Raw genomic sequence first — 23,577 nt, forward strand, 5'->3', positions numbered from 1 at the left:
CACGCCGTGGTGTCGGCGTGTCGCTGTCCGATACTCACCGCAAAGTCACCGTCTCGTGCCCGCCCGGCTCGCCGACACGATCGCCTTGAGGATCACGCTGTCGATCTGCGCCGGGTCCGCCACCCGCTGCGCCGAGCCGCCGGTCGCCTCCGCGATGTCCTTGCATGCGGACAGATCGGCGTCCGGCCCGACCGCGATGGCGATCAGCGGCACCGGGCGGTTCGGGTCGGTGAGCCGTCCCAGCTGCTCGACCAGCGCCTTGCGCGAGATGCTGCCCTCGTCCTGGTTGGACCCGTCGGTGAGCAGTACGACAGCGTTGAACTTGCCCTGCGCGTAGCCGTCGCGTGCCTTCCGGTACGCCGCGAGCGCCGTGTCGTACAGCCCGGTCGCCCCGCCCGGCACCGGCTCCAGGGCGCCGAAGGCGGCCGTCAGCCGGTCGCGCTGGGTGGAGCCGTCCGCGTCCCGCAGGCCCAGCCGCCGGGTGGGCACCAGCTCCCGGTAGTCCCGGGCGCCGTCGAGCCGCCGGGAGAACTCCCACAGCCCGATCTCGTCGTCCGGTGTGAACTGCGCCAGCGCCCGCAGCAGGGACGCCTTGGTGACGGCCATCCGGGACTCGCCGTTCCGGCCGGGCACCGGCGCCGCCATGGAGGCCGAGGCGTCGACGACGGTGTTCAGCCGGGCGCTCTGCACGGTGATCGTCCACATGCCGAGCGCGGTCTCCAGCTCCGCGCCCGACGGACCGGAGGCCGGGACCACCGCGTACGGCTGGGGGGCCTTGCCGCCCGCCGTACGGGTCACCTCCTCGACCGCCTTGCCGCCGACCGGCCGGAAGCCGTGCCGCGCGAGGATCCGGCGGTTCCGGGTGTCGGCGAGAAAGGTCATGAACCGGGTGGCGGCGCGGGCCCGCACGGTGGTGAGCGCGTCGTCATTGAGCACGGTGTACGGATAGTCGAGCTCGGCGGTGCCGTCCTCGGGGTAGAACAGCTGGAGCCGAGGGGCGCCCCCGGCCGCCGCGTTATGGCGGTAGGCGGCCTGCTCGGACAGGAACAGCGCCTGATTGCGCCGCGGATTCCCCGCCTCCGCGCCCGAGTCGCCGCGCGGCAGCGTGGTCAGCACCTGGTCGTCGCCGTCGGAGACGCGCTGGGACAGGAGTTTCGCGGCGGCCGCGGCCCGCGTATCGGCCCCGCCGCCCTTCCCCGGTCCGCCGCTCTCCTTGGCTATCGAGGCGTTGACACGGGCCAGGGCGAGCAGCCCGGTGGCGCTGCGCGCCGGGTCCGCGGCCCCGAGCCGCAGATCCTCGTCCCCGGTCGCGGCCCCGGTCAGCCGGGCCCAGCTGTACTTCTTCTGCGGCCAGCCGAGCCGCTTGGCGGCCGACGGGGTCGCCGCCACGGCCACCGGCGAGGACGCCACGCCGCCGAGCGTGTCCAGGGGGACGGACTTGTCGGGGGAGGACGCCGCGCGGTCGACCCACACGCTGGAGTCCGGCAGCCACACCTGGAAACCCGGGTCGCGGCTGTCGTCGCCGAGCGCGTCGGCCACCTCGTACGGCGCCCGGCTGGTGACCTTCACATCGAGGCAGCGGCCATCGGACCGGACATGGGTGGACCGGGCGCGCTCGGCGACCTCGCGCAGCGCCGGGGCGATGTCCGGGGAGGCGGCCACCCCGAGGCGCACGGCGTCGTTCGAGCAGGACTCCATCGGGCCCAGTAACTCGCTGCGCAGAACCAGCGCCGCACCGGTGGCCAGGGTGAGCACGACCGCGGTGGAGACCGCGACGGCCCGGCGGCGTGCGGCGGACCGGGACCCCGTAGGGTCCTGCCGTGGTGAGTGGACAGGGCCGACTGAGTCCTCTGGCAGGCTGTGGCGTCCCATGTGCTGCGTCTCCTGTGAAGATGAAGCTGTCAGGAGCAAGGACGGCGCCAGCGGGATGGCGCCCTCCCCCGACCGTCGCGTGATCTTCGGAACTCTTTTCGAGACCCTAGCGGCACACGACCACCAATGAGGTGGAAAAGCGGAACTGGAGGCAGGCGTGCAGTCACACGCGCGGGACATGGAGCTTTCCCCTCCGGAGGGCAGGCTCTCGGAACGCGTCCTGCGCCAGGAGACGCTGCTGGTCCTGGCGCTGTCGCTGGGCGCGAGCGGCGTATCGGCGCTGATCAGCTTTATCGGCTCGGTGACCGCACCCGGCGGGCTGAAGGACAAGGCGGCCACGCTCAACGCCTCCGAGGCGCCCGGCAGGCCCTGGCTGGATCTGGCCTGGCAGCTCTTCGGCATCTCCACCGCGCTGGTGCCGGTCGCGCTGGTGGCCCATCTGCTGCTGCGGGAGGGCGCCGGGCTGCGCGCCATCGGCTTCGACCGCCGGCGGCCGGCCTTCGACCTGGGCTGGGGCGCCGCGGTGGCGGCCGGGATAGGCGGTACGGGGCTGCTGCTCTACCTCGGCGCACGGGCGGCCGGGGCCAATCTGACGGTGGTGCCCGAGGCGCTGCCCGACGTGTGGTGGAAGATCCCCGTGCTGATCGCCTCCGCCGTGCAGAACTCCGTGCTGGAGGAGGTGATCGTCGTCGGCTATCTGCTGCGCAGGCTCGGGCAGTTGGGCTGGACGCCGATGGCCGCGCTGCTGGCGAGCTCGGTGCTGCGCGGCTCGTACCACCTCTATCAGGGCATCGGCGGTTTCTTCGGCAATATGGCGATGGGCGTGGTGTTCGTACTGCTCTACCGCCGCTGGGGGCGGGTCGGGCCGCTGGTCGCCGCGCACGCCCTGATCGACATCGTGGCCTTCGTCGGCTACGCCCTGCTGGCGGGCCGGGTCGACTGGCTGCCCACGGCCTGACCGGTGGGGTCTCCCGCCGCGGCGTCGGCGTAGCGGTGGGCCAGGTGCGCGAAGGCGTCCTTGAGCTCGGCCGGCCCGACGACCTGGATATCGGCGTCGAACCTGCCGATGGCGGCGGCGAGTCCCCGCCATGACCACGCGCCCAGGACGAGCCGGCAGCGGTCCGGGCCGAGTGCTTCGACGACTCCGTCGTGGGCGTAGGCGGATACGACGTCGGCGGGCAGACCGAGGATCACCTCGCCGCGGCAGGGCCAGCCGTCGGAGCCGTCGGAGCCCTGGAATCTGCCGGCGACGAAGGCGGCTACCTCCCCTCCGGGCAGCTCGCGCGGGGCGAAGCGGGGACCGGTGGGGGAGCGCGGGGCGATCCGGTCGACGCGGAAGGTGCGCCAGTCGTCGCGGTCGAGGTCCCAGGCGACGAGATACCAGCGCCCGCCCCAGGTGATGAGGTGGTGCGGCTCCACCCGGCGCGGCGGAGCGATGGCGCGGTCGGTGGCGGTGTCGGCGTCGGCGGCCGTCGGTGGGGATACGGGGGCGGCGTAGTCGAAGCGCAGCACCTCGCGGGCGCGGACGGCCGCGCTGAGCGCCATGAGGACCTGCGGGTCGACCTGCGGATTCGGCCGGGCCCTTGGCCGTTCGACGGCGGTGACCTGGAGGGCGTCGACGCGATGGCGCAGCCGTGTGGGCAGCACCTGCCGTACGGTGCTCAGCGCACGCGCCGCCGCCTCCTCGATACCGGCACCGGTGACGGCGGCGGTCTGGAGCGCCACGGCGAGCGCGACGGCCTGCTCGTCGTCGAACAGCAGCGGCGGCAGTTCCGTACCGGCGCCCAACCGGTAGCCCCCGTCGGGGCCTTTGACGGCCGCGATGGGATAGCCGAGCTCGCGCAGCCGGTCGACATCGCGGCGCACCGTGCGCGAGCTGACCTCCAGCCGCTCGGCCAGCAGCTGCCCCGGCCAGTCACGGCGCGACTGGAGCAGGGAGAGCAGCGACAGCAGTCGCGCTGAGGTCTTGGGCATGACGCCAGTATCGCCCCGAGAAGAGGTCACAACCTGACCGCTTCCCCTGCGAATGTGGTCTTCGCCGGACAGCGGCAACGCTCAGACCGCAACGCTCAGACCGCAACGATTCAGACAGAAGGACCCGATCACTGTGACCGCCATGACCACGCCCCCCGCACCCCTCGACGCCGAGCGGGCCGATCTGCTCGCCGAGCTCGCCGCCGCGCGCGCCACCCTGACCAAGACGGTGCGCGGGCTCGGCGATGAGCAGGCCGCCGAACGCCCGACGGTCAGCGAGCTGCGCCTGGGCGGGCTGATCAAACACGTCGCGTTCATCGAGGAAGGGTGGCTGCGCTTTGTGATCGAGGGCCCCTCGGCGCTCCGTTACGATCTGCCCGACGGTGTCACCTGGGACGATCTCGCGGCCGGTACCGCACGCGAGTTCCCGCAGTGGGCGATCGACCACCAGGCCAACTTCCAGATGCTGCCCGGCGAGACCCTGGCCCGGATCCTGGAGCGCTACGAGAAGGTCGCCGCCCGAAGCGAGGAGATCATCGCCACCGTCCCCGACCTGTCGGCGACGCACCCGCTGCCCGAGGCGCCCTGGAACGAGCCGGGGGCACGGCACAGCGTGCGCCGGGTGCTGACGCATGTCATCGCCGAGACCGCACAGCACGCCGGGCACGCGGACATCCTGCGCGAAACGCTCGACGGGCAGAAGTCGAGCTGACGACCGCGCGGGGGCATGATCCGATGACCGTTCTCGACACCCGGGCGCTGGGCCGCGCCACCCTCGCCCGGCAGCTGCTGCTCGAACGCGCCGACATACCGGTCCCCGACGCCGTCGGGCATCTGTGCGGGATCCAGGCGCAGGAGCCGCAGGAGCCGTTCGTCGGACTCTGGTCGCGGCTGCGCGCGTTCGACCCGGCGGTGCTCTCGGACCTGCTGACCGGGCGCAGCCTGGTGCGGACCCACCTCATGCGCCGCACCGTCCACCTCCTCACCGCCGACGACGTCCTGGCCTGGCGATCCCGCTACGACGCCATGCTGCGCCAGCGGGTGCTCGGGACGTACCGCCGTGAGTTCGAAGGGACAGATCTCGACGAACTCGCGGCGGCGGGCCGGGCGGTGATGGCGGACGGCGAGCCCCGTACGGCGGCCGAGCTCGTACGGGCGCTCGCCGAGCGCTGGCCGGCGCCGGGGCGGCGAGCCCTGGGCGAAATGCTGGTCGCCGCCCTCGTCCCGGTGGTGCAGCTGCCGCCCCGCGGGCTGTGGCGCGCCAAGGGGGGAGTGCGCAATGCCCTGCTCTCCTCCTGGCTGGGCCGCGAGATCGACCCGCCGGCCGCGGATGGCTCCGATCCGGTCGGCCAGGCGCTGGTACGGCGCTATCTGGCCGCGTACGGCCCCGCGGCCTCGGCCGACCTGCGCGCCTGGTGCGGCCTCGCCGGACTGCCGGCCGCGGTGGCCGCCCTGCGCGAGGAACTGGTCACCTTCCGCGATGAGCGCGGCCGCGAACTGCTCGACCTTCCCGAAGCGCCACGCCCCGACCGCGACACCCCCGCCCCGGTGCGGTTTCTGCCGGCGTTCGACAACGCGATCCTCGGCTATCACGACCGCGGCCGGATCATCGACGACGCCCACCGCGGCCTCTCGGTCGCCGGTGAGCGGGTGGTGCTGGTGGACGGCCGGGTGACCGCGACCTGGGGCGTCGACGGCGACACCGTCGTCGTCACCCCGCTGCGCGGCCTCTCGCGAGCCGACCGCGACGCCGTCGCCGAGCAGGGGCGGGAGTTGGCGGGGTTCCTCTCCGAAGAGGAAAGCCACCGTGTACGAGTCGATGCCACGTAGCCGGTTCCACGTGACGGCTCAATAACGGCCCAAGTGGGCCCTAGGCGAGCAGTTCCCCGTCGATGACGGTGACCGCGGTGCCGGTCAACAGGGTGCGGTCGCCGCGCAGCGCCGTACGGACCAGCCCGCCGCGGGCGGACGCCTGAAACCCGGTCAGCTCCGTACGGCCGAGCCGGGCGGACCAGAAGGGCGCGAGGGCGGTGTGCGCGCTGCCGGTCACCGGGTCCTCGTCGATGCCGACGGCGGGGGCGAAGACGCGCGAGACGAAGTCGTAGCCGCGGGCCGGGCCTTCGGCGGCCGCGGTCACGATGCAGCCGCGGTGGCCGGTTTGCGCGAGCGCGGCGAGGTGCGGGGACAGCGTGCGCACGGTCGTCTCGTCGGCCACCTCCACGAAGAGGTGGTCGATGTACGGGGTGGTGTGGTGGAGGGACAGGATCCGGACACCGCCGAGCGCGTCGGCGACGCCGGTCGTGTCCTGGGGCACGTCGAGCGGCGTCAGCTGGGACGTGGGGAAGTCCAGGGTGATCGTGCCGCTGTCGTCGGCCGTGGTCGACAGCACCCCGCTGAGGGTGGCGAAGCGGACCGTGCCGGTCGCGGCGCCCGTCGTGTGCAGGATGTGGGCGGTGGCGAGCGTGGCGTGGCCGCACATCTTCACCTCGGTCGCCGGGGTGAACCAGCGCAGCGCCCAGTCGGCCTCAGCGCCCTGCGGCAGCGGGTGGGCGAAGGCGGTCTCGGAGAGGTTGACCTCGGCGGCGATCCGCTGGAGCCGGTCGTCGTCGGGGAACGCGTCGGTGTCCAGGAGGAGGACCCCGGCCGGGTTGCCGGCGAAGGGGCGGTCGGTGAAGGCGTCGACGATTCGGATGCGCATGCGCCGACCGTAGGGCGCCGTCCGGGCCCTCGGCGATGGCCAATTCCGGGCGCGTGGACCGGCCGGGCATCGGAAGGCTATTGCTATGCGATCGGTTCCGATATATCGTTGAGGTATCGCGACAGATCAACGATGGAAGGAACGTCATATGCGTCCCCATGGACACCATGGACATGAACACTTCGGACCGGGCCATCGCGGCCGGGGCGACTCCGAGGGGCGGCGCGCGGCCTTCGGCCCGTTCGGCCCGCCCTTCGGCGGCCCCCCGTTCGGTGGCCGCGGCCGGGGCGGACCGCGTGGCCGCGCGCGGCGCGGCGATGTGCGCGCCTCGATCCTGGCGCTGCTGCGGGAGCGCCCCATGCACGGCTACGAGATGATCCAGGAGATCGCCGAGCGCAGCGCCGGCGCCTGGCGGCCGAGCCCCGGCTCCGTCTATCCGACGCTGCAGCTGCTCGAGGACGAGGGGCTGATCAGCAGTGAGAGCGAGGGCGGGAAGAAGCTGTTCGCCCTCACCGACGAGGGCCGCGGCGAGGCCGAGGCGGGATCGCGGGCCCCGTGGGAGGAGGTCGGGCGCGGTGTCGACTGGGAGTCGATGCAGGAGATCCGACAGGCGGGCTTCGGGCTGATGGAGGCGTTCGCGCAGGTCTGGAAGACCGGCACCGCCGAGCAGCGGCAGAAGGCCGTCGCGGTCATCAACGACTCCCGTAAGCGGCTGTATCTGATCCTCGCCGAGCAGGACGAGCAGGATGAGAAGGGCGGGCAGGACGAGCCCGGCGAGAAGGGGGGCAAGGGCTGAGCGGACAGGGCGAGGGATGCGCGAGGAGCCTCAGGCGACCAGTCCGCCGAGCTTGCGCAGTGACTCGTTGAGGGCGGCGCTCGCCGAGTCCTTGAGCTTCCCGGCCATCAGCGAGACCGCGGGGCCGGTGAACTCGCCGTCGACGCGGACCGTCGTGGCCTCGCCCTCCGGCGTCAGCGCATAGCGCATGGCGAGGTTCACGCCCATGGGCCCCTTGCCCCGGGTGGCGAACACCTGGACGGGCTCGCTGGCCTCGATGGTCCAGAGCACCTCCGCCGGAAAGCCCATCAGCTTCATGTTCTCCTGATACGTGGCGCCCACCTCGAGCGCGGCGGGGCCGCCCTCCGGGAAGCCGGTGTGTGTCACGTTCCACTGGGCCCATGAGGTGAAGTCCGTCAGCTGGGCCCACACCTTCTCGGCCGGTGCCTCGATACGCGCCTGGACGCTGACCTCGGCCATGGGGCCACCCCTTCCGCGGAATTCCGCGACACTTGGCTCGCTCGGATCACTTCGATCGGCTCGCGTGCTGTGGCTCGGGTGCCTCAGCGGTGTCGCGCAACGTAACCCTGGCGCCTCGAACATTCAATACTGATGAACCGTCAGTTCCCGGGCTCCTCCGTGAGGAGGAGATTCGGCCGTCAATGCCCAACTATCGTGGGAGAGCCACATGCTCCCCGGCGGGGATGCTCCGGACTCCGGGGACTGATGGGGTGAGAGCGTGCGAAAAAGTACCTCCGGCGGCTATGACGAGGGCCGACTCGGCGAGGAGCTGGACGCCGTGGTCGCGGGGGCGCGCCGACGGGCCTTCCGCGACGGCGACCGGCAGATCGACACGGCCCATCTGCTGCACACCCTCCTCGAGTCGGACCCCCGGGCGCGTGCCGCCTTCGCGGGTGGCCCACCCCAGGTCGGGCGGCTGCTCGGCTATCTGGCACAGCGCGCCATCGGCTACGGCGTCCAGTGGAGCGGTTCGGTGGAGGACTCCGGCGCGCGGCGCCGGGTGCGCCCCCGGGACCTGCGCGGAATCCAGGGCGCCCAGGGCGGCGCCATGTCCGGCTGGTCGCCCGCCGCCGTGGCCGCCATGGGCGCCGCGACCGCCCGGGCCCGGGCCCGCGGTGCGCTCCGGGCCGATGGGCCCGACCTTCTCGCCGCCCTCGCCGGCGACCCGGAGTGCCGCGCCGTGGAGGTGCTGCGGCGGGCAGGCGTCGATACGGAACTGCTGGTCGCGGCACTGGACGAGGAAATGCGCCAGCAGTCAACGACGTGACGGTCCTGTCGTGAGCTGACATGATGATCCGATGCACAACACTCAGGGGCAGGGTCCGGGAGGGACGAGAAGCGCGGGGCTGGGGCTGGCGCTCACCTCGGCACTCGCGTTCGGCGGATCGGGGGTGGCCGCGAAACCGCTGATCGAGGCGGGTCTCGACCCCCTCCATGTCACCTGGCTGCGAGTGGCCGGCGCCGCCTTGGTCATGCTCCCGGTCGCCTGGAACCACCGCGATCTGCCCGCCAAGCGCCCCGCCCTGCTGGTGGGGTTCGGCCTGCTGGCCGTCGCCGGGGTGCAGGCGTGCTACTTCGCCGCGATCTCGCGCATCCCGGTCGGCGTCGCGCTCCTCGTCGAATATCTGGCCCCCGCCCTGGTCCTGGGCTGGGTGCGGTTCGTCCAGCGGCGGCCGGTGAGCGGTGCCGCGGCGGTGGGGGTCGTGCTCGCGGTCGGCGGACTGGCCTGTGTGGTCGAGGTGTGGTCGGGGCTGAGCTTCGACGCCGTGGGGCTGCTGCTCGCCCTGGGCGCCGCCGGTTGTCAGGTCGGCTACTTCGTCCTGGCCGACCACGGCAGCGACGGCGAGAACGCCGCGGACCCGCTGGGCGTCATCGCGTATGGGCTGATCGTCGGCGCGGTGGCGCTGACCGTCGTGGCCCGCCCCTGGAATCTGGACTGGGCGGTGCTGGCCGGCCGGGCCGACCTGGCGGACGCGCGGGTGCCCGCCGTGCTGCTGCTCGGATGGATCGTCCTGGTCGCGACGGTGGTCGCCTATCTCACCGGGGTCGTGTCGGTGCGCCGGCTGTCGCCTCAGGTGGCCGGGGTGGTCGCCTGCCTGGAGGCGGTCGTGGCGACCGTACTGGCCTGGGTGCTGCTGAGCGAGCATCTGTCGCTGCCGCAGATCGTCGGGGGCGCGGTGGTGCTCTTCGGCGCGTTCATCGCGCAGACCTCGGCGCCGAAGGCGGCCGCGGCCGAACCGGTGGCCGGGTCGGGGACGCTCTCCGCGCGGAAAGAGGCGGATGCGGCCGTAGCGGCCGACGGCACAGGCCGGGCGCCGGGCTCGCCGCCCGCCCGCTGACCGGCTGGGGTCCGGCGCGGGCGGGGCGAGCGGGTCGGGCCTCGTCGGGGCCGTCGGGCGTGTCCGGCTCCGTCAGAGGCGGGTGAGGTAGCCGGGCACCGGCGTGTCGGCGGTCAGGTCGTCGGCGGGCACCGGCGCGCCGTACGTCCGCGCCACCGGCAGCACCCCGCTCCAGTGCGGGAGCGCCAGGTCCTCGGGCTCGTCGTTCGGGCCGCCGGTGCGGATCTTCGCGGACACCTCGGCGAGATCCAGGCGGAGTACGGCGGTGGCGGCCAGCTCCTTGGCGTTGGCCGGCCGGGAGTCGGCGGCCCGGCCCGGCACGACGTGGTCGACCAGGGCGTCGAGGGCCGCGGCGCGCTCGGCGCCGTCGGTCACCTGGCGGGCGGCGCCGTGCACCACCACCGAGCGGTAGTTGATGGAGTGGTGGAAGGCGGAGCGGGCCAGGACCAGCCCGTCGACATGGGTGACGGTCAGGCACACCGGCAGGCCCGGGTCCTCCGCGCCGCTCGCCATCCGCAGCGGGCGGGAGCCGGTCGAGCCGTGCACATACAGCCGCTCGCCCACCCGCGCGTACAGCGTCGGCAGGACGACCGGGGCGCCGTCGCGCACAAAGCCCAGATGGCAGACGTAGCCCTCGTCGAGTATCGAGTGCACCAGCTCCCGGTCGTACGAGGCGCGCTCGCGGGACCGGGTGGGCACCGTCCGGTCGGTCGGCTGGTAGGCGTCCGGGGTGGTGCTCGCGGCGGCCATTTGCAATCCCCTTTGAACTAGTACAAACTCTGTTTTGTGCTAGGAGAGTATCGGATCGAAGGGCGTGGCGCAGCTGAGATCGCCGCGAGTGTCGAGCGCGCGGTGGGCGCCGGTGACCTGGCCCCCGGCCAACTTCTTCCGCCCATGCGGGAGTTGGCGTCCCAGCTGGGCGTCAATCCCAATACCGTCGCGGCCGCCTATCGCTCGCTGCGGGACCGGGGAGTGATCGAGACCGCGGGCCGCAAGGGCAGCCGGGTGCGGCCGCGCCCCGCCACCACCTCCCGTGATCTGCTCCGCGTCGAGGCCCCGGAGGGCGTGCGCGACCTCGGGGACGGCAACCCCGACCCCGCCCTGCTGCCGCCGCTCGGCGAGGCGCTGGCCGCGGCCGCCGCGCGCAACGCCGAACGCCCGGCGCTGTACGGCACGCCCGAGGTGTCCCCGGAGCTCGCCCGGGCGGCCCGCGCCGCCCTCGACGCGGACGGGGTGCCGGACGGCCCGGTCGCTGTCACCTCCGGCTCGCTGGACGCGATCGAGCGCGTGCTCGCCGCCCATCTCAAACCCGGCGACGCGGTCGCGGTCGAGGATCCGGGCTGGGGCAGCGTGCTCGACCTGGTCCCGGCGCTGGGGCTGCGCACCGTCCCCGTCGCGGTCGACGACGACGGGCCGCTGCCGGAGCGGGTCGAGGAGGCGCTGCACAAGGGGGCGCGGGCGCTGATCGTCACCTGCCGGGCACAGAATCCGACCGGTGGGGCGGTGAGCGCCGAGCGTGCCCGCGCGCTGCGTACGGCCCTGGACCGCCACCCGCGAACGCTGCTGATCGAGGACGACCACGGGCACGGCATCGTGGACCTGCCGCTCCACCCGCTGGCGGGCGGTACGGAGCACTGGGCGCTGGTCCGCTCCGCCGCCAAGGCGTACGGGCCCGATCTGCGGGTCGCCGTGCTGACCGGCGACACGGTCACCGTGGACCGGGTGCGCGGAAGGCAGCGGCTGGGCCCCGGCTGGGTCAGCCATCTGCTGCAGGACGCGCTGGTGCGGCTGTGGCACACCGGCGCGGTGGACATCGCGGCGGTGGCCGCCTCGTACGGCCGGCGGCGCGACGCGCTGGTGCGGGCGCTGGGCGAGCGCGGGATCGCCGCCCATGGCCGCAGCGGGATGAACGTATGGGTGCCGGTCCCCGACGAGACCGGCGCCGTCGCCCGGCTGCTGCAGTCCGGCTGGGCAGTCGCGCCCGGGGCCCGGTTCAGGATCGCCTCGCCGCCCGGGGTGCGGCTGACCGTGTCATCGCTGGGCATGGACGACATCGGCCCCGTCGCGGACGCGCTCGCGTCGGCGACGGGACCGGCCCCGGCGGGGCGCTATGGCTGAGTCGGTGAGCGGCTCAGGCCCGAGGGGCCTTGGCGCGCGGCCGCGTCTGGGTCAGCGCCGCGCCCGCGAGCACGATCAGCGCCCCGGCCGGAGTGTTCCAGGTGAGGTGTTCGCCGAGGATCGCCACGCCCGCCGCGGTCGCGATGACCGGGACGAAGTACGTCACCATCATGGCGGTGGTCGGGCCGACCTCCTCGACCAGGCCGTACTGCACCAGGAAGGCGAAGCCGGTGCCGAGCGCGCCCAGCGCGATCACCGACAGCAGCGGCAGCACCGGGAAGGAGCCCGGGGCCGGGGCGAACAGCGGGGCCACGACCGCCAGTTGGGCCGTGCCCATCAGCAGCTGGGCGCCGGACATCGCCAGGTGGGAGTGGCCGGAGCCGCTGAGCGTACGCCGGACGTACTGCCAGCCGACCGCGTAGCTGAGCGAGGCGGCCAGCGCCATCGCGGTGCCCGCCGGGTCCTGACCGGAGAAGCCCTGCCAGACGCCGAGCACGACCAACACGCCGGCGAAGCCGATGCCCAGGCCCGCGACGCGCTGCCGGCTCGGCCGGTCGTCGGAGGCCGCCGCCACGGCGAGCACCATGCCCCACAGCGGCGAGGTCGCGTTGCAGATACCGGCCAGGGTGGACGGGATGGTCAGCTCGGCGTACGCGAACAGCGAGAACGGCAGGGCGTTGAGGAAGAAGGCCGCCACGGCCAGATGACCCCAGAGCCGGACGCCACGCGGCAGCCGCTCCCGCTTCGCCACCAGGACCACGGCCAGGACGGCGGTGCCGAACAGCATGCGCCCCAGCGTGACGTACAGCGGAGCGAACGCCTCGGTGCCGACCTTGATGAACAGAAAGCTGAAGCCCCAGATCAGGGCGAGCGCGCCGAACCGGATCCGCCAGTCCAGGAGCGGGCGGCGGGTGGGGGCGGCCGGTGCGATCGGCGTGCTGGTGGCCGGGGTGGTGGTGGCCGTGGTGTTGCCGCCGGCGGCGGTGGGCGAGGCGGTCGCTGTGGTCATGCTGCCACCTTGACGTCTGCTGACCTCTTAGGGCAAGTGAGATTTTGTGCGAGGTATCGCGTAGCATCTCTTACATGTTGAACCTGGAACGCCTCCGTACGCTGTATGCCGTGTCCCGCCACGGCTCCGTGAGCGGCGCCGCCGAAGGGCTGCACGTCACGACCTCGGCCGTCTCTCAGCAGCTGGCCAAACTGGAGCGCGAGACCGGGCAGCAACTGCTCGCCAAGAACGGCCGCGGCGTGCGGCTCACCGACGCCGGGCGGCTGCTCGCCGACCACGCGGCGCGCATCCTCTCCCAGGTCGAGCTGGCCCAGGCCGACCTCGAGGCGCAGCGCGGCCAGGCGGTCGGGGAGCTGATGATGGGCGCCTTCCCCACCGCGGTCCGCGGTATCTTCCCCGACGTCCTGTCCAGGCTGCGGATCGCCCACCCCAAGCTGCGGGCCCGGCTCCAGGAGATGGAGCCCGATGAGTCGGTGCCCGCGGTGGTCCGCGGCGATATCGACCTCGCGGTCGTCCTGGACTGGTACAACAAGCCGCTGCCGATGCCCGACGGGCTGGTCAAGGCGCCGCTGCTGGACGACCCGGTGGATCTGGCGATGCCCGCCGACCACCCGCTGGCCGACCGGGAGGCGGTGGACCCGGAGGAGTTCGCGGACGACGAGTGGATCTCCTGGCCCCAGGGTGGGTTCTGCTTCGACTGGCTGATGATCACCCTGCGCGGCAAGGGTCTCGAACCGCGCATCTGCCACACCGCGCGGGAGCACCACACCCAGCTCGCGCTGATCGCCGCCGGACTCGGCGTCGCCGTGGTGCCCCGGCTGGGCCGCGGCGTGGTGCCCGAGGGGGTGCGGGTGGTGCCGGTGCGCCAGCACACCATGCGGCGCCATGTCTACGCGATCTGGCGCGCGGACGCCGACCGCAGGCCCTCGATCCGGGCGGCGGTCGACGTTCTGCGGGGGGTGGGGGAGCGGTTCGGCGGCTGAGCCGCGGTGCCATTGTCGCGTATTGGGCTGATCGAACGATTCGTCACATAAGAACCGGGATGTGGGTGGAAAGCTCCTCAGGATAAGAAGACGTTTCCGGGAGATTGCCCGGCTCAAGTCCAAGGGAGTACTGAATGCGTCCTCACAGCAGGGCCGCATCGCCGCGAGCGCGGTATGCACGGCTGGCGCTCGGCGTCACCTCACTGACCGCCGTCTCGCTGGTAGGCGTACTGGGCGTCCTACCCGCCGAGGCACAAGGCCCCGGAGCGAAAGCGCAGTCGGCTTCGGACGTCGTCGCCACGGACCGGGCCGTTTCCATGGATGACCCTGAACCTGTCCCCGACCCTGACTCTGGCCCGGGCCCCGGCCGGCCCGGTAAACCCGGTGAGGTGAAGCCCCCGAGGCCCCCGGAGGCTCAGAACGGGTGCTTCGACATCGACACTGTTCGTCAGGAAGCCGCCGGCGGCGGGGCCTTCTACGCAGCCGTCAGTTTCGGAATTCCCTACGTCGGCGACGAGACCTCTCCCGGCGGGCCCATCGACTGGGACGACCTCTCCGATGAGGGGGGAGCGGTACCCGTGGGCGCCTGCGGTGCGTCCATCGACGTCGGCCCCGGCGGCGACGGCAGTGACATTTTCATCGACGTCATCACCACGTCGGGGACCGTGCACGGCATCACCTGCAGCCGCATGGGGTCGGTGATCACCTCCTGCGGCACCTGGGTTCTGCGCACGACCCCGATGCCCGGGGACACGCTGGGGCCGTAAGCCGTGCTCTCACCCTCGCGACCAGTGACGCGGGGCAGCCGGCACATCCGGCTGCCCCGCGTCGTCACGCATGGTCCTAGGGGAGCTTGCGGAAGTCCCAGGAGCTGATCGTGTCGGGCGTCAGCCGCAGCCATGCGTGGCGGCCGTCGTACGGCATGGCGGACAGCCCGAAGTACTTGGCCGCGAACAGCCGCTCGGGCGTGTCGAGCTCCGGGCACGGCTCGCCGGTGCGCGGCGCCTCGCCGACGATCGCCACCCGGCCGGCCAGCTCGACGCCGCGCAGCTCCCCGTACTCATGCCCGTCGTCGATCACCACGGCAACATGGGGGTCCCGCAGCAGTTGTGCCCAGCGGCGGCTGCGGGTCAGCGAGTACAGCCACAGCGAGCCACCGTCCCAGCCGAACCACAGCGGGCTGATATGCGGCCGCCCGTCCGCCGATACCGTCGCCACCCGGCAGGTGCGCTGCTCGGCGAGGTAGGCGTCCAACTCCGCCTGGGTCATCATGATGCGGCGGCCCCGCCGCTGGGTCACGGCCATCGGTCCCGGCACCTCCCGGTGACTGGTGTGTGCCGCACAGGATGCGGCCTCTTCCTTCCATGCGCAATGGCGACTAGCCTCGCGCGGCCGGACCGGCCCGCCGCCCGCAGGAGGCCAACCATGCCCTCGTACGCCCGCGAAACCCTGTCCGAGCTGCTGACCCCCGCCACCTGTGCGCTGCTCACCGTGGAGTGCCAGCGCGGGGTGGTCGGCCCGGACGGCGCCCTGCCCGAACTGGCCGCCGCCGCCCGTGAGACGGGCGCGCTCGACACGGTGGCGCGCCTGGTGTCGGCGGCGCACGACACGCCCGTACAGGTGCTGCACGCGGTGGCCGAGCGGCGCGCCGACGGGCGTGGCGCGAACCGTAACGCGCGGCTGTTCCGGGCCGCCGAGCGGCTGCCGGTGCGGCAGCTGAGCGGCAGCGAGGCGGTACGGATCGCCGAGCCGATCCCGGTCGCGGCCGAGGACCTGATCGTGCGGCGGCTGCACGGCCTGTCACCGATCGCCGGGACGGACGTGGACGCGCTGCTGCGCAACCTGGGCTGCCGCACCCTCGTCATCACCGGCGTGTCGGCCAATGTGGCGATACCCAACGCGGTCTTCGACGCGGTCAACCTCGGCTATACGGCCGTGGTCCCCGCCGACGCAATCGCCGGGGTGCCCGTCGACTACACCCCGGCGGTGCTCCGCAACACCCTCGCCCTCGTCGCCACGGTCACCACGGCCGAGGAGGTCATCGCCTGCTGGCGCGGGTCCCGGGCACGGTGAGGCCCGTGGCCGCGCTGGTCAGGCCATGGAGATGGTGTCGCCCTGCACCTTGATCTCCGCGGGGGTCAGCGGCTTGGTCGCCGGGCCGTGCTTCACGCTGCCGTCGGCGACGTTGAACTTGCTCCCGTGGAACGGACAGTTGATCGTGCCGCCGGAGACATCCCCGAGCGGCTTACCCATGTGGGGGCACACCGACGAGAACGCCTTGAACTCGCCCGCCTTGGGCTGGGTCACCACGAGCTCGTGATCCTTGAAGACCTTCCCGCCGCCCTCGGGGATGTCGGAGGTCTTCGCCAGCTCCATGCCGCCGCCCCCGCCGGTCTGGCCCGAGTCGCCGGCTCCGCTGCTCTGCGACGCGTCCGAGCCGGAGTCGCCGTCGCTGCCGCACGCCGCGAGCGCGGCGGCGAGCCCGGCCGCTCCACACGCGGTCATAAAGGCGCGGCGGGTGGTGGTGGGTCGCCCGGTGATCGCCGGTTCCGCCATGGTGGTGCCTCCTGGTGAGGGTACGTTTCCGCAATCCGCAAGAGAATACGTGCGGGGCACCCCGGGCGTTCAGCCGCCGTGAAATGCGTTTGCGCCGCTCAATAGGGTGGGCGGATGCTCCCTGAAGTCACCGCCACCCGGTATGTCACACCGCTGCGTGAAGGCGGATCGCTGCCCGGCATCGTCGAGGCCGACGACCTCGGTACGTACGTCATGAAGTTCACCGGCGCCGGGCAGGGCCGCAAGACCCTGGTCGCCGAGGTCATCTGCGGGCAGCTGGGTCGCCGGCTCGGGCTGCGCGTCCCAGAGCTGGTAGGGATCCAGCTGGACCCGGTGATCGGCCTGGGCGAGCCGGACGAGGAGGTCCAGGACCTGCTCAAGGCCAGCGGCGGGCTCAACCTCGGCATGGACTACCTCCCCGGCTCGCTCGGCTTCGACCCGCTGGCCTTCGGGGTGGGCCCCGCCGAGGCCGGGCACGTGGTGTGGTTCGACGCGCTCATCGGCAACGTCGACAGGTCCTGGCGCAATCCGAACATGCTGGTCTGGCACGGCCGGCTGTGGCTCATCGACCACGGCGCCACGATGATCTGGCACCACAGCTGGCGCGGCGCCGACGCGGTGGCAGCCAAGCCGTACGACGCCTCCGACCACGTTCTGGCGTCCTTCGACCCCGACATCGCGGCGGCCGCCGAGGCCCTGGCGCCGCGGATCACCGAGGAGCTGCTGACCGAGGTCGCGGCCGACGTCCCCGACGAGTGGCTGGTCGACGAGCCCGGCTTCGACGGCCCGGACGCGGTGCGCCGCCGGTATGTCGAACTGCTGCTGGAGCGCGCCGCTACGATCAGCGACCGGATCACCCTCGGCGACCAGCGGCCGCCGGATGGGGACAAGCCGTCCCAGGCCCCGGAGTGGCTGCGGATCTGGGTCGAGGGAAAGGCGTCGGAGTGAGCGGGCGGACGGACGGCCGGGAGGTCTTCGAGTACGCGCTGCTGCGCGTGGTACCGAGGGTCGAGCGCGGCGAGCAGATCAATGCGGGTGTCGTGGTGTACTGCCGGGCGCGGTCCTTTGTGGCGGCCCGCACCCACCTGGACGAGGCCCGGCTGCTCGCGCTGGACCCCGAGGCGGATGTGGCGGGCGTACGGGCGGCCCTCGCGGCCGCGGAGAACGTGTGCTGCGGCGGGGAGCGGGCCGGGCAGGCCGCCGGCGACGACGCGGGGCGCCGCTTCCGCTGGCTGGTCGCCCCCCGCTCCACGGTCGTCCAGCCGGGCCCGGTGCACACCGGTCTGACCCGTGACGCGGAGGCGGAGACGGAGCGCCTGCTGGACCTCCTCGTGCGCTGAACACGCGCGAGGAGGGCAGCGGAGGGCATGCGACAGCCCAGCCCAGGCGTAGTGGGGCTTCCAAGAGCCATCCCGTAAGTCTTGGTGGGATGGTCCGGTATGCGGTCGCAGCGCTCCGGCGTGGTCCTTGGGCCGCTCGTTCGCGGGTCGGGTCTCATCCGGGGTTGCCGCGGCGCATGTCCGGAATTTGCCGAGCAGAGGCGCGCCACCACGCTGGATGCGTGGTCGGCGAGCTGCCACGTGACTCGCGGCCCGAAGGTGCGGAGTCTCGCCGTGGTTGACTCGGCGGGGCTTCTTGCAGCCCATCATGAGAACGACGAAAATCCGACGAAGTCACGGCCTTCTTCAAGCTGCCCGGGGATAAGTCTTGGCGTCTCGTACACTGACGCGACTAAGCGGTCGCTCACCGCCTTCGTCGTCCGGGCGGTGAGCCCCCACCGAGGCGAGGAGAACCCGCATGTCCACCACCGAGCAGCGCGTCGCCATCGTGACGGGCGCCGCCCGCGGCATCGGCGCGGCCACCGCCGTGCGCCTGGCGCAGGAGGGCCGCGCCGTCGCCGTGCTCGACCTCGACGAGGCGTCCTGCGCCGACACCGTGAAGAAGATCACCGAGGCGGGCGGCACCGCCATCGCCGTGGGCTGCGACGTGTCCGACGCGGCCCAGGTGGAGACCGCGGTCGGGCGAGTCGCCGAAGAGCTCGGCGCGCCGGTGATCCTCGTCAACAACGCGGGCGTGCTCCGCGACAACCTGCTCTTCAAGATGAGCGACACCGACTGGGACACCGTCATCGGCGTCCATCTGCGGGGCGCGTTCCTGATGTCGCGCGCCTGCCAGAAGTACATGGTGGACGCGGAGTACGGCCGGATCGTCAACCTCTCCAGCAGCTCGGCCCTCGGCAACCGCGGACAGGTCAACTACTCCGCCGCCAAGGCCGGCCTCCAGGGCTTCACCAAGACCCTGGCCATCGAGCTCGGCAAGTTCGGCGTCACCGCCAACGCCGTGGCGCCCGGCTTCATCGCCACCGATATGACCGCCGCCACCGCCGCGCGTGTCGGCATGGGGTTCGAGGAGTTCCAGGAGGCCGCCGCGAGCCAGATCCCGGTGCGCCGGGTCGGCAAGCCCGACGACATCGCGGGCGCCATCGCCTTCTTCACCGGTGACGCCGCCGGATTCGTCTCCGGCCAGGTCCTGTACGTGGCCGGCGGCCCGCTCAACTGACGGGAGACACCGACCACATGACCACGGAAACTTCGGACAGCGGCCGCGCCGCGCTCATCACGGGCGCGAGCCGCGGCATCGGCTACGGCATAGCCGAGGCGCTGGTGGCGCGCGGCGACCGGGTGTGCATCACCGGGCGTAACGAGGACGCACTCAAGGAGGCCGTCGAGCGGCTGGGCGCAGGCCGGGTGATCGCCGTGGCCGGCAAGGCCCACGACGAGGCGCATCAGGCCGTCGCCGTCGAGCGGGCGATGGAGGCGTTCGGGCGGCTGGACTTCCTCATCAACAACGCCGGCACCAACCCGGTCTTCGGACCGATCGCCGACCTCGACCTGGGCGTGCTGCGCAAGGTCTTCGAGACCAATGTCGTCTCGGCGCTCGGCCTCGCCCAGCAGGTCTGGAAGGCGTGGCAGAAGGAGAACGGCGGGGCGATCGTCAACATAGCCTCGGTCGCCGGCATTTCGACCTCGCCCTTCATAGCGGCGTACGGCGTGAGCAAGGCCGCCATGATCAACCTCACCGCGCAGCTCGCCCATGAGTTCGCGCCCGGGGTGCGGGTCAACGCCATCGCCCCGGCCGTGGTGAAGACCAAGTTCGCCGCCGCGCTGTACGAGGGGCGCGAGGAGGAGGCCGCCGCGGCGTACCCGCTGGGGCGGCTGGGCGTGCCCGAGGACATAGGCGGTGTGGCCGCGTTCCTCACCTCCGACCAGGCGGCCTGGATGACCGGGCAGACGCTCGTGGTCGACGGCGGCATCTTCCTCAACGCCGGAGTCGGCTGAGGGCTTGCGTTGGCGCGCACTCCAAGGAGCACAGTCTCAGGTGTCGGATCCGACCGGGTCCGGCACCTGAGACCTTTGCAGACGTCTGCGGGCTTCTGCGGATTTCTGCGTGAGGAGAGATGCGTACGATGCGCTATCTGACCCTGGCGGGCGGCACCGGGCCCGAGGTGAGCGCCCTGTGCCTGGGCATTCTCCCGTTCGGCAGCACCGTCGACGAGGAGACGTCCTTCGCCGTCCTCGACCGCTTCACCGAGGCGGGCGGGACCTTCGTCGACACCGCCAACAACTACTCGATCTGGGCGCCGGGCGGCACCGGGAACGAGAGCGAGGAACTGCTCGGCCGCTGGATGCGCAGCCGCGGCCGGCGGGAGCACACCGTGGTCGCCACCAAGGTCGGCGCCCGGCCCGACCCCGCGCGGGGCGGCGAGTGGCCCGCCAACTGGCAGGGGCTGGCCGCCGACACCGTACGTGGCGGCATCGAGGACAGCCTGCGGCGTCTTGGCACCGACCGCGTCGACCTGTACTACGCGCATATCGAGGACCGCACGGTGCCGATGGAGGAGACCGTCGGCGCGTTCGCCGAGCTCGTCGCCCAGGGCAGCGTCTCCGTCCTGGGGTGCAGCAACCACGCCTCCTGGGCGGTGTCGGCGGCCCGGCAGTACGCCGCCGACCGCGGTCTGGCCCGCTACAACTGCGTCCAGCAGCGCTACACCTACCTCCAGCCGCGGCCCGGTGCCGACTTCGGCACCCAGGGCTTCGCGGGCATCGACCTCGTGGAGTACATCGGCACCCAGGAGGACATGACGCTGCTGGCGTACGGTTCGCTGATCCACGGCGCGTACACCCGCGACGACAAGCGCATCCTGGAGCAGTACGACCACCCGGGCACCGAGCGGCGGCTGAGCGCGCTGCGCGAGGTGGCGAAGGAGACCGGCGCGACCCCGAACCAGGTGGTGCTCGCCTGGCTCATGGGGGCGCACAAGCCGGTGATCCCGGTGCTCGGGGTGAGCTCCGTGGCCCAGCTGGAGGAGGCGCTTGGCGCCGTCGACCTGGAGCTCGCTCCCGAGCTGCGGGCGAAGCTGGATGCCGCCTGAGCGATTGTCGGTGGTCGCCGGTAGGTTCTGGGGCACGTCAAGAGAACGAACACCGGAGGTTGTTGACGTGACCGACATGCTGCCCGCGTCCTGGCGCGGCGTCCTCGGCGAGGAGCTGGACAAGCCCTACTTCAAGGAGCTCACCGAGTTCGTCGAGGAGGAGCGGGCCAAGGGTCCCGTCTACCCACCGCGTGAGGAGGTCTTCGCGGCCCTGGAGGCCACCCCGTACGACCAGGTGAAGGTGTTGATCCTCGGGCAGGACCCGTACCACGGCGAGGGCCAGGGGCACGGGCTGTGCTTCTCGGTGCGCCCCGGCGTCAAGACCCCGCCGTCGCTGCGGAACATCTACAAGGAGATGCAGGCGGAGCTCGGCCACCCGATCCCGGACAACGGCTATCTGATGCCGTGGGCCCGGCAGGGCGTGCTGCTGCTCAACGCGGTGCTGACGGTCCGGGCCGGCGAGGCCAACTCCCACAAGAGCAAGGGGTGGGAGAAGTTCACTGACGCGGTGATCCGCGCCGTGGCCTCCCGCCCCGACCCGGCCGTCTTCGTGCTGTGGGGGAACTACGCGCAGAAGAAGCTGCCGCTGATCGACGAGGAGCGGCACGCCGTGGTCAAGGGCGCGCACCCCTCGCCGCTGTCGGCGAAGAAGTTCTTCGGCTCCCGCCCCTTCACCCAGATCGACGAGGCGATCAAGGCCCAGGGGCACGCGCCCGTCGACTGGCGGATCCCGAACCTGGGCGCCCAGGCCGGGTGACGTCCGTCAGCCCAGGTCGTACTCGAAGCTGTACGGCACGGTGCACTCACCGGTCACGGCCACGAAGCCGCCCTTGCCGGTGAGCCCCGCCAGCTCGCCGGTGCCCGAGCCGGGCACCACCTCAAGCGAGCAGTGGATCTTGCCGTCCTCGCCGAAGGTGCCGTGCTGTACGAAGACGAAGCTGCCGGTGCGCCCGCCGAGGGTGCCGGTCACCAGCTCGTAGCCGGTGCAGACGCCGGTCTTCTCGGTGAAGTAGGTGATCGCGTACTCACAGGTGGTGCGCTCCGCTTCCAGGGTTCCCGAGAAGCTGTTGGTGACCGTGGCGCGGGCCAGCTTCGGGCCGTCACCGGCCTCGCCGACGGTGGCCTCGTCCCAGTTGGCGAAGGTGAACGTGCCGGTGGCGTGCGTGGTCATGCGGTGTCCTTCCGATGGTTCTGGGGGCTCCGCGTGATCCGTGCCGCGCGGGCCGAGGAGTACGTTGCCCGCCGTACCTGACATCTTTTGTCAGGTACGGCGGCACAATGGGAGCCATGCGCGCCGACCGTCTCCTCTCACTGCTCCTGCTGCTGCAGAACCGGGGGCGGATGACCGCGCCTGAGCTCGCCGAAGAGCTGGAGGTCTCGGTCCGCACGGTCTACCGCGACATCGACGCGCTCGGCGCGTCCGGCATCCCGGTCTACGCCGACCGCGGCCCGGCCGGCGGCTACCGGCTGCTCGACGGCTACCGCACCCGGCTGACCGGGCTCACCGGCGACGAGGCCGACTCCCTCTTCCTGGCCGGGATGCCGGGCCCGGCCACCGAGCTGGGCCTCGGCGCCGACCTGGCCACCGCCCAGCTCAAGCTGCGGGCCGCGCTCCCGGCGGAGCTGGGGGAGCGGTCCCGCCGCATCCAGGAGCGCTTCCACTTGGACGCGCCCGGCTGGTTCCGCGACACCGAGGAGGTGCCCCACCTCGGCGCGGTCGCCGAGGCGGTGTGGCGGCCGCGGGCGCTGCGCGTGGACTACCGCCGCTGGCGCGGTGAGGTGCGGCGGAAGCTCCATCCGCTGGGCCTCGTCCTCAAGGGCGGCATCTGGTACCTGGTGGCGCGCGCGGAGAGTACGGAGAGCGCGGAGAGTACGGAGAGCGGCGCGGAGAGGGTGCGCACCTACCGCGTGTCGCGGATCCTGAACGCCGAGGTCCTGGACGAGACCTTCGAGCGCCCCACCGGGTTCGACCTGGCCGCCCACTGGGCGGAGTCGTCCCGGCGGCTGGAGGAGATGCGCTTCCAGGGCGAGGCGGAACTGCTGCTCACCCCGCGCGGACTGCGGCTGCTCCCGATGAAGTTCGGCGCGGCCGGAGAGGCCGCCGTCGCGGCCGCGGGCCCGCCCGACGCGGACGGCCGGGCGCGGGTGGTGCTGCCCGTGGAGTCGCTGCCCGTCGCCACCCACGACGTGCTGTGGCTGGGCGCGGAGGCCGACGTACTCGGTCCGCCCGAGCTGCGCGAGGCGGTCGCGCGCACCATCACCGAACTGGCCCAGCGCTACGCCCCGTCGGGCTGAGTGCGTGAGCGCGCTGCTCCGGATCGCCGTCGGCTGCGGCTAGTTTCGAAGGAGTGTCGGCACAGCGGGAGGCCTCGATGGCGGGAGCACGGCGCAGGGCGTCCGAGGACGACGCGGTGCCGACCAGGATCGGGCAGGCCGTCATACTGCACCGCGGCGGCGACCGGGAGGAGGCGCGCAACCGGCTGGCCGAGCTGTGGCGGGAAGTCCACGACGGCGGGGCCGGCGGTGACCCCTTCCACCGCTGCGCCCTCGCCCACTACATCGCCGACACCCAGGACGACCCGGCCGACGAGCTGATGTGGGACCTGCTGGCGCTCGCCGCGGCCGACCGGATCGTCGGCGCGGACGGCCGCCCCGCCGCCACAAAGGTGCGCGCCTTCTACCCCAGCCTCCACCTCAACCTCGCGGCCGACTACGCGAGGCTCGGCCAGCGGGAGGCGGCCCGCGGCCAGCTCGCCCTGGCGCGGGCCAGCGCCCGGGGGCCGAGCCTCGCGTAGTCGGC

26 protein-coding genes and 1 pseudogene are annotated in these 23,577 nt (G+C 72.5%); 18 read left to right on the plus strand and 9 right to left on the minus strand.

The features are described 5' to 3' along the window. Positions 1 to 45 precede the first annotated feature (45 nt). Positions 46 to 1,872, minus strand: coding sequence for a substrate-binding and VWA domain-containing protein (locus ACWDSL_RS39040; RefSeq protein ID WP_450492707.1), 1,827 nt, complete (start codon positions 1,870 to 1,872; stop codon positions 46 to 48). 178 nt (positions 1,873 to 2,050) lie between these two features. Here ACWDSL_RS39040 and ACWDSL_RS39045 point away from each other — a divergent pair, with 178 nt between their 5' ends. Further along, positions 2,051 to 2,830 carry a CPBP family intramembrane glutamic endopeptidase gene (locus tag ACWDSL_RS39045; protein ID WP_398533398.1) on the plus strand — a complete coding sequence of 260 codons (780 nt, stop codon included), beginning with the start codon at positions 2,051 to 2,053 and terminating at the stop codon, positions 2,828 to 2,830. On the opposite strand, the gene ACWDSL_RS39050 is transcribed toward ACWDSL_RS39045, so the two are convergent. Beyond that, positions 2,785 to 3,846 carry a helix-turn-helix transcriptional regulator gene (locus ACWDSL_RS39050; RefSeq protein WP_450492708.1) on the minus strand — a complete coding sequence of 354 codons (1,062 nt, stop codon included), beginning with the start codon at positions 3,844 to 3,846 and terminating at the stop codon, positions 2,785 to 2,787. The genes ACWDSL_RS39045 and ACWDSL_RS39050 overlap by 46 nt on opposite strands. Positions 3,847 to 3,988: 142 nt before the next feature. Between ACWDSL_RS39050 and ACWDSL_RS39055 the strand changes: the two genes are divergently transcribed. Together ACWDSL_RS39055 and ACWDSL_RS39060 are read left to right on the plus strand one after the other, a co-directional pair. Then, positions 3,989 to 4,558, plus strand: a complete 570-nt coding sequence (locus tag ACWDSL_RS39055) for a DinB family protein (RefSeq protein ID WP_450492709.1) — start codon at positions 3,989 to 3,991, stop codon at positions 4,556 to 4,558. Between the two features lie 23 nt (positions 4,559 to 4,581). Next, the gene (locus ACWDSL_RS39060; RefSeq protein ID WP_450492710.1) at positions 4,582 to 5,676 is read left to right on the plus strand and encodes a winged helix DNA-binding domain-containing protein; all 1,095 of its coding nucleotides are present in this window, start codon (positions 4,582 to 4,584) and stop codon (positions 5,674 to 5,676) included. A gap of 40 nt (positions 5,677 to 5,716) precedes the next feature. On the opposite strand, the gene ACWDSL_RS39065 is transcribed toward ACWDSL_RS39060, so the two are convergent. Further along, a complete protein-coding gene (locus ACWDSL_RS39065) occupies positions 5,717 to 6,544 on the minus strand; it encodes a PhzF family phenazine biosynthesis protein (protein WP_450492711.1) in 828 nt (275 codons plus the stop codon). Between the two features lie 148 nt (positions 6,545 to 6,692). Here ACWDSL_RS39065 and ACWDSL_RS39070 point away from each other — a divergent pair, with 148 nt between their 5' ends. Beyond that, a complete protein-coding gene (locus tag ACWDSL_RS39070) occupies positions 6,693 to 7,340 on the plus strand; it encodes a PadR family transcriptional regulator (RefSeq protein WP_450492712.1) in 648 nt (215 codons plus the stop codon). A gap of 30 nt (positions 7,341 to 7,370) precedes the next feature. Here ACWDSL_RS39070 and ACWDSL_RS39075 read toward each other — a convergent pair whose 3' ends face one another. Continuing rightward, positions 7,371 to 7,799 (minus strand): type II toxin-antitoxin system Rv0910 family toxin, encoded by a 429-nt coding sequence (locus tag ACWDSL_RS39075; RefSeq protein ID WP_450492713.1) that lies wholly within the window; start codon positions 7,797 to 7,799, stop codon positions 7,371 to 7,373. Positions 7,800 to 8,058: 259 nt separating this feature from the next. Here ACWDSL_RS39075 and ACWDSL_RS39080 point away from each other — a divergent pair, with 259 nt between their 5' ends. Continuing rightward, positions 8,059 to 8,607, plus strand: coding sequence for a Clp protease N-terminal domain-containing protein (locus ACWDSL_RS39080; protein ID WP_450492714.1), 549 nt, complete (start codon positions 8,059 to 8,061; stop codon positions 8,605 to 8,607). A 31-nt stretch (positions 8,608 to 8,638) separates the two neighbouring features. Further along, positions 8,639 to 9,679, plus strand: coding sequence for an EamA family transporter (locus tag ACWDSL_RS39085; protein WP_450492715.1), 1,041 nt, complete (start codon positions 8,639 to 8,641; stop codon positions 9,677 to 9,679). A gap of 72 nt (positions 9,680 to 9,751) precedes the next feature. On the opposite strand, the gene ACWDSL_RS39090 is transcribed toward ACWDSL_RS39085, so the two are convergent. After that, a complete protein-coding gene (locus ACWDSL_RS39090; protein ID WP_450492716.1) occupies positions 9,752 to 10,429 on the minus strand; it encodes a pyridoxamine 5'-phosphate oxidase family protein in 678 nt (225 codons plus the stop codon). A 36-nt stretch (positions 10,430 to 10,465) separates the two neighbouring features. Between ACWDSL_RS39090 and ACWDSL_RS39095 the strand changes: the two genes are divergently transcribed. Next, positions 10,466 to 11,797 (plus strand): aminotransferase class I/II-fold pyridoxal phosphate-dependent enzyme, encoded by a 1,332-nt coding sequence (locus tag ACWDSL_RS39095; RefSeq protein ID WP_450492717.1) that lies wholly within the window; start codon positions 10,466 to 10,468, stop codon positions 11,795 to 11,797. A gap of 13 nt (positions 11,798 to 11,810) precedes the next feature. Here ACWDSL_RS39095 and ACWDSL_RS39100 read toward each other — a convergent pair whose 3' ends face one another. After that, positions 11,811 to 12,806, minus strand: coding sequence for a DMT family transporter (locus tag ACWDSL_RS39100; protein WP_450492718.1), 996 nt, complete (start codon positions 12,804 to 12,806; stop codon positions 11,811 to 11,813). Positions 12,807 to 12,880: 74 nt separating this feature from the next. On the opposite strand from ACWDSL_RS39100, the gene ACWDSL_RS39105 reads away from it, so the two are divergent. Both ACWDSL_RS39105 and ACWDSL_RS39110 read left to right on the plus strand, forming a co-directional pair. Further along, positions 12,881 to 13,789, plus strand: coding sequence for a LysR family transcriptional regulator (locus tag ACWDSL_RS39105; protein ID WP_089511796.1), 909 nt, complete (start codon positions 12,881 to 12,883; stop codon positions 13,787 to 13,789). 389 nt (positions 13,790 to 14,178) lie between these two features. Further along, on the plus strand, positions 14,179 to 14,556 hold the full coding sequence (locus ACWDSL_RS39110; RefSeq protein WP_450492719.1) for a hypothetical protein: 378 nt from the start codon (positions 14,179 to 14,181) through the stop codon (positions 14,554 to 14,556). A gap of 76 nt (positions 14,557 to 14,632) precedes the next feature. Here the strand turns inward: ACWDSL_RS39110 and ACWDSL_RS39115 are convergent, their stop codons facing one another. Continuing rightward, positions 14,633 to 15,094, minus strand: coding sequence for a pyridoxamine 5'-phosphate oxidase family protein (locus tag ACWDSL_RS39115; RefSeq protein WP_450492720.1), 462 nt, complete (start codon positions 15,092 to 15,094; stop codon positions 14,633 to 14,635). Positions 15,095 to 15,214: 120 nt separating this feature from the next. Here ACWDSL_RS39115 and ACWDSL_RS39120 point away from each other — a divergent pair, with 120 nt between their 5' ends. Then, entirely contained in the window at positions 15,215 to 15,862 is a 648-nt protein-coding gene (locus ACWDSL_RS39120; protein ID WP_450492721.1) for an isochorismatase family protein, read from the plus strand. Between the two features lie 18 nt (positions 15,863 to 15,880). Here ACWDSL_RS39120 and ACWDSL_RS39125 read toward each other — a convergent pair whose 3' ends face one another. After that, positions 15,881 to 16,345, minus strand: a complete 465-nt coding sequence (locus tag ACWDSL_RS39125) for a Rieske (2Fe-2S) protein (protein WP_450492722.1) — start codon at positions 16,343 to 16,345, stop codon at positions 15,881 to 15,883. A 114-nt stretch (positions 16,346 to 16,459) separates the two neighbouring features. On the opposite strand from ACWDSL_RS39125, the gene ACWDSL_RS39130 reads away from it, so the two are divergent. From ACWDSL_RS39130 to ung, 6 genes are all read left to right on the plus strand, one after another. Then, the gene (locus ACWDSL_RS39130; RefSeq protein WP_450492723.1) at positions 16,460 to 17,293 is read left to right on the plus strand and encodes a HipA family kinase; all 834 of its coding nucleotides are present in this window, start codon (positions 16,460 to 16,462) and stop codon (positions 17,291 to 17,293) included. Continuing rightward, positions 17,290 to 17,685: a DUF3037 domain-containing protein gene (locus ACWDSL_RS39135; protein ID WP_450492724.1), complete on the plus strand. Its 396-nt coding sequence runs from the start codon at positions 17,290 to 17,292 to the stop codon at positions 17,683 to 17,685. The genes ACWDSL_RS39130 and ACWDSL_RS39135 overlap by 4 nt, the downstream gene beginning before the upstream one ends. Positions 17,686 to 18,142: 457 nt before the next feature. Beyond that, positions 18,143 to 18,904, plus strand: coding sequence for a 3-oxoacyl-ACP reductase FabG (fabG, locus tag ACWDSL_RS39140; protein WP_450492725.1), 762 nt, complete (start codon positions 18,143 to 18,145; stop codon positions 18,902 to 18,904). Positions 18,905 to 18,921: 17 nt separating this feature from the next. Further along, positions 18,922 to 19,683, plus strand: coding sequence for an SDR family oxidoreductase (locus ACWDSL_RS39145; protein ID WP_450492726.1), 762 nt, complete (start codon positions 18,922 to 18,924; stop codon positions 19,681 to 19,683). Positions 19,684 to 19,811: 128 nt separating this feature from the next. Continuing rightward, the gene (locus ACWDSL_RS39150) at positions 19,812 to 20,777 is read left to right on the plus strand and encodes an aldo/keto reductase (protein ID WP_450492728.1); all 966 of its coding nucleotides are present in this window, start codon (positions 19,812 to 19,814) and stop codon (positions 20,775 to 20,777) included. Between the two features lie 76 nt (positions 20,778 to 20,853). Further along, entirely contained in the window at positions 20,854 to 21,534 is a 681-nt protein-coding gene (gene ung / locus ACWDSL_RS39155) for a uracil-DNA glycosylase (RefSeq protein WP_450492729.1), read from the plus strand. A 6-nt stretch (positions 21,535 to 21,540) separates the two neighbouring features. On the opposite strand, the gene ACWDSL_RS39160 is transcribed toward ung, so the two are convergent. Further along, the gene (locus ACWDSL_RS39160; RefSeq protein ID WP_358641961.1) at positions 21,541 to 21,948 is read right to left on the minus strand and encodes a DUF3224 domain-containing protein; all 408 of its coding nucleotides are present in this window, start codon (positions 21,946 to 21,948) and stop codon (positions 21,541 to 21,543) included. 116 nt (positions 21,949 to 22,064) lie between these two features. Here ACWDSL_RS39160 and ACWDSL_RS39165 point away from each other — a divergent pair, with 116 nt between their 5' ends. Both ACWDSL_RS39165 and ACWDSL_RS39170 read left to right on the plus strand, forming a co-directional pair. Continuing rightward, positions 22,065 to 23,072 (plus strand): helix-turn-helix transcriptional regulator, encoded by a 1,008-nt coding sequence (locus ACWDSL_RS39165; protein WP_450492727.1) that lies wholly within the window; start codon positions 22,065 to 22,067, stop codon positions 23,070 to 23,072. A 77-nt stretch (positions 23,073 to 23,149) separates the two neighbouring features. Further along, positions 23,150 to 23,554, plus strand: a pseudogene (locus ACWDSL_RS39170) (hypothetical protein); the annotation flags it as partial. Between the last annotated feature and the right edge of the window lie 23 nt (positions 23,555 to 23,577).

It is taken from the genome of Streptomyces sp. NPDC000941, assembly GCF_053599555.1.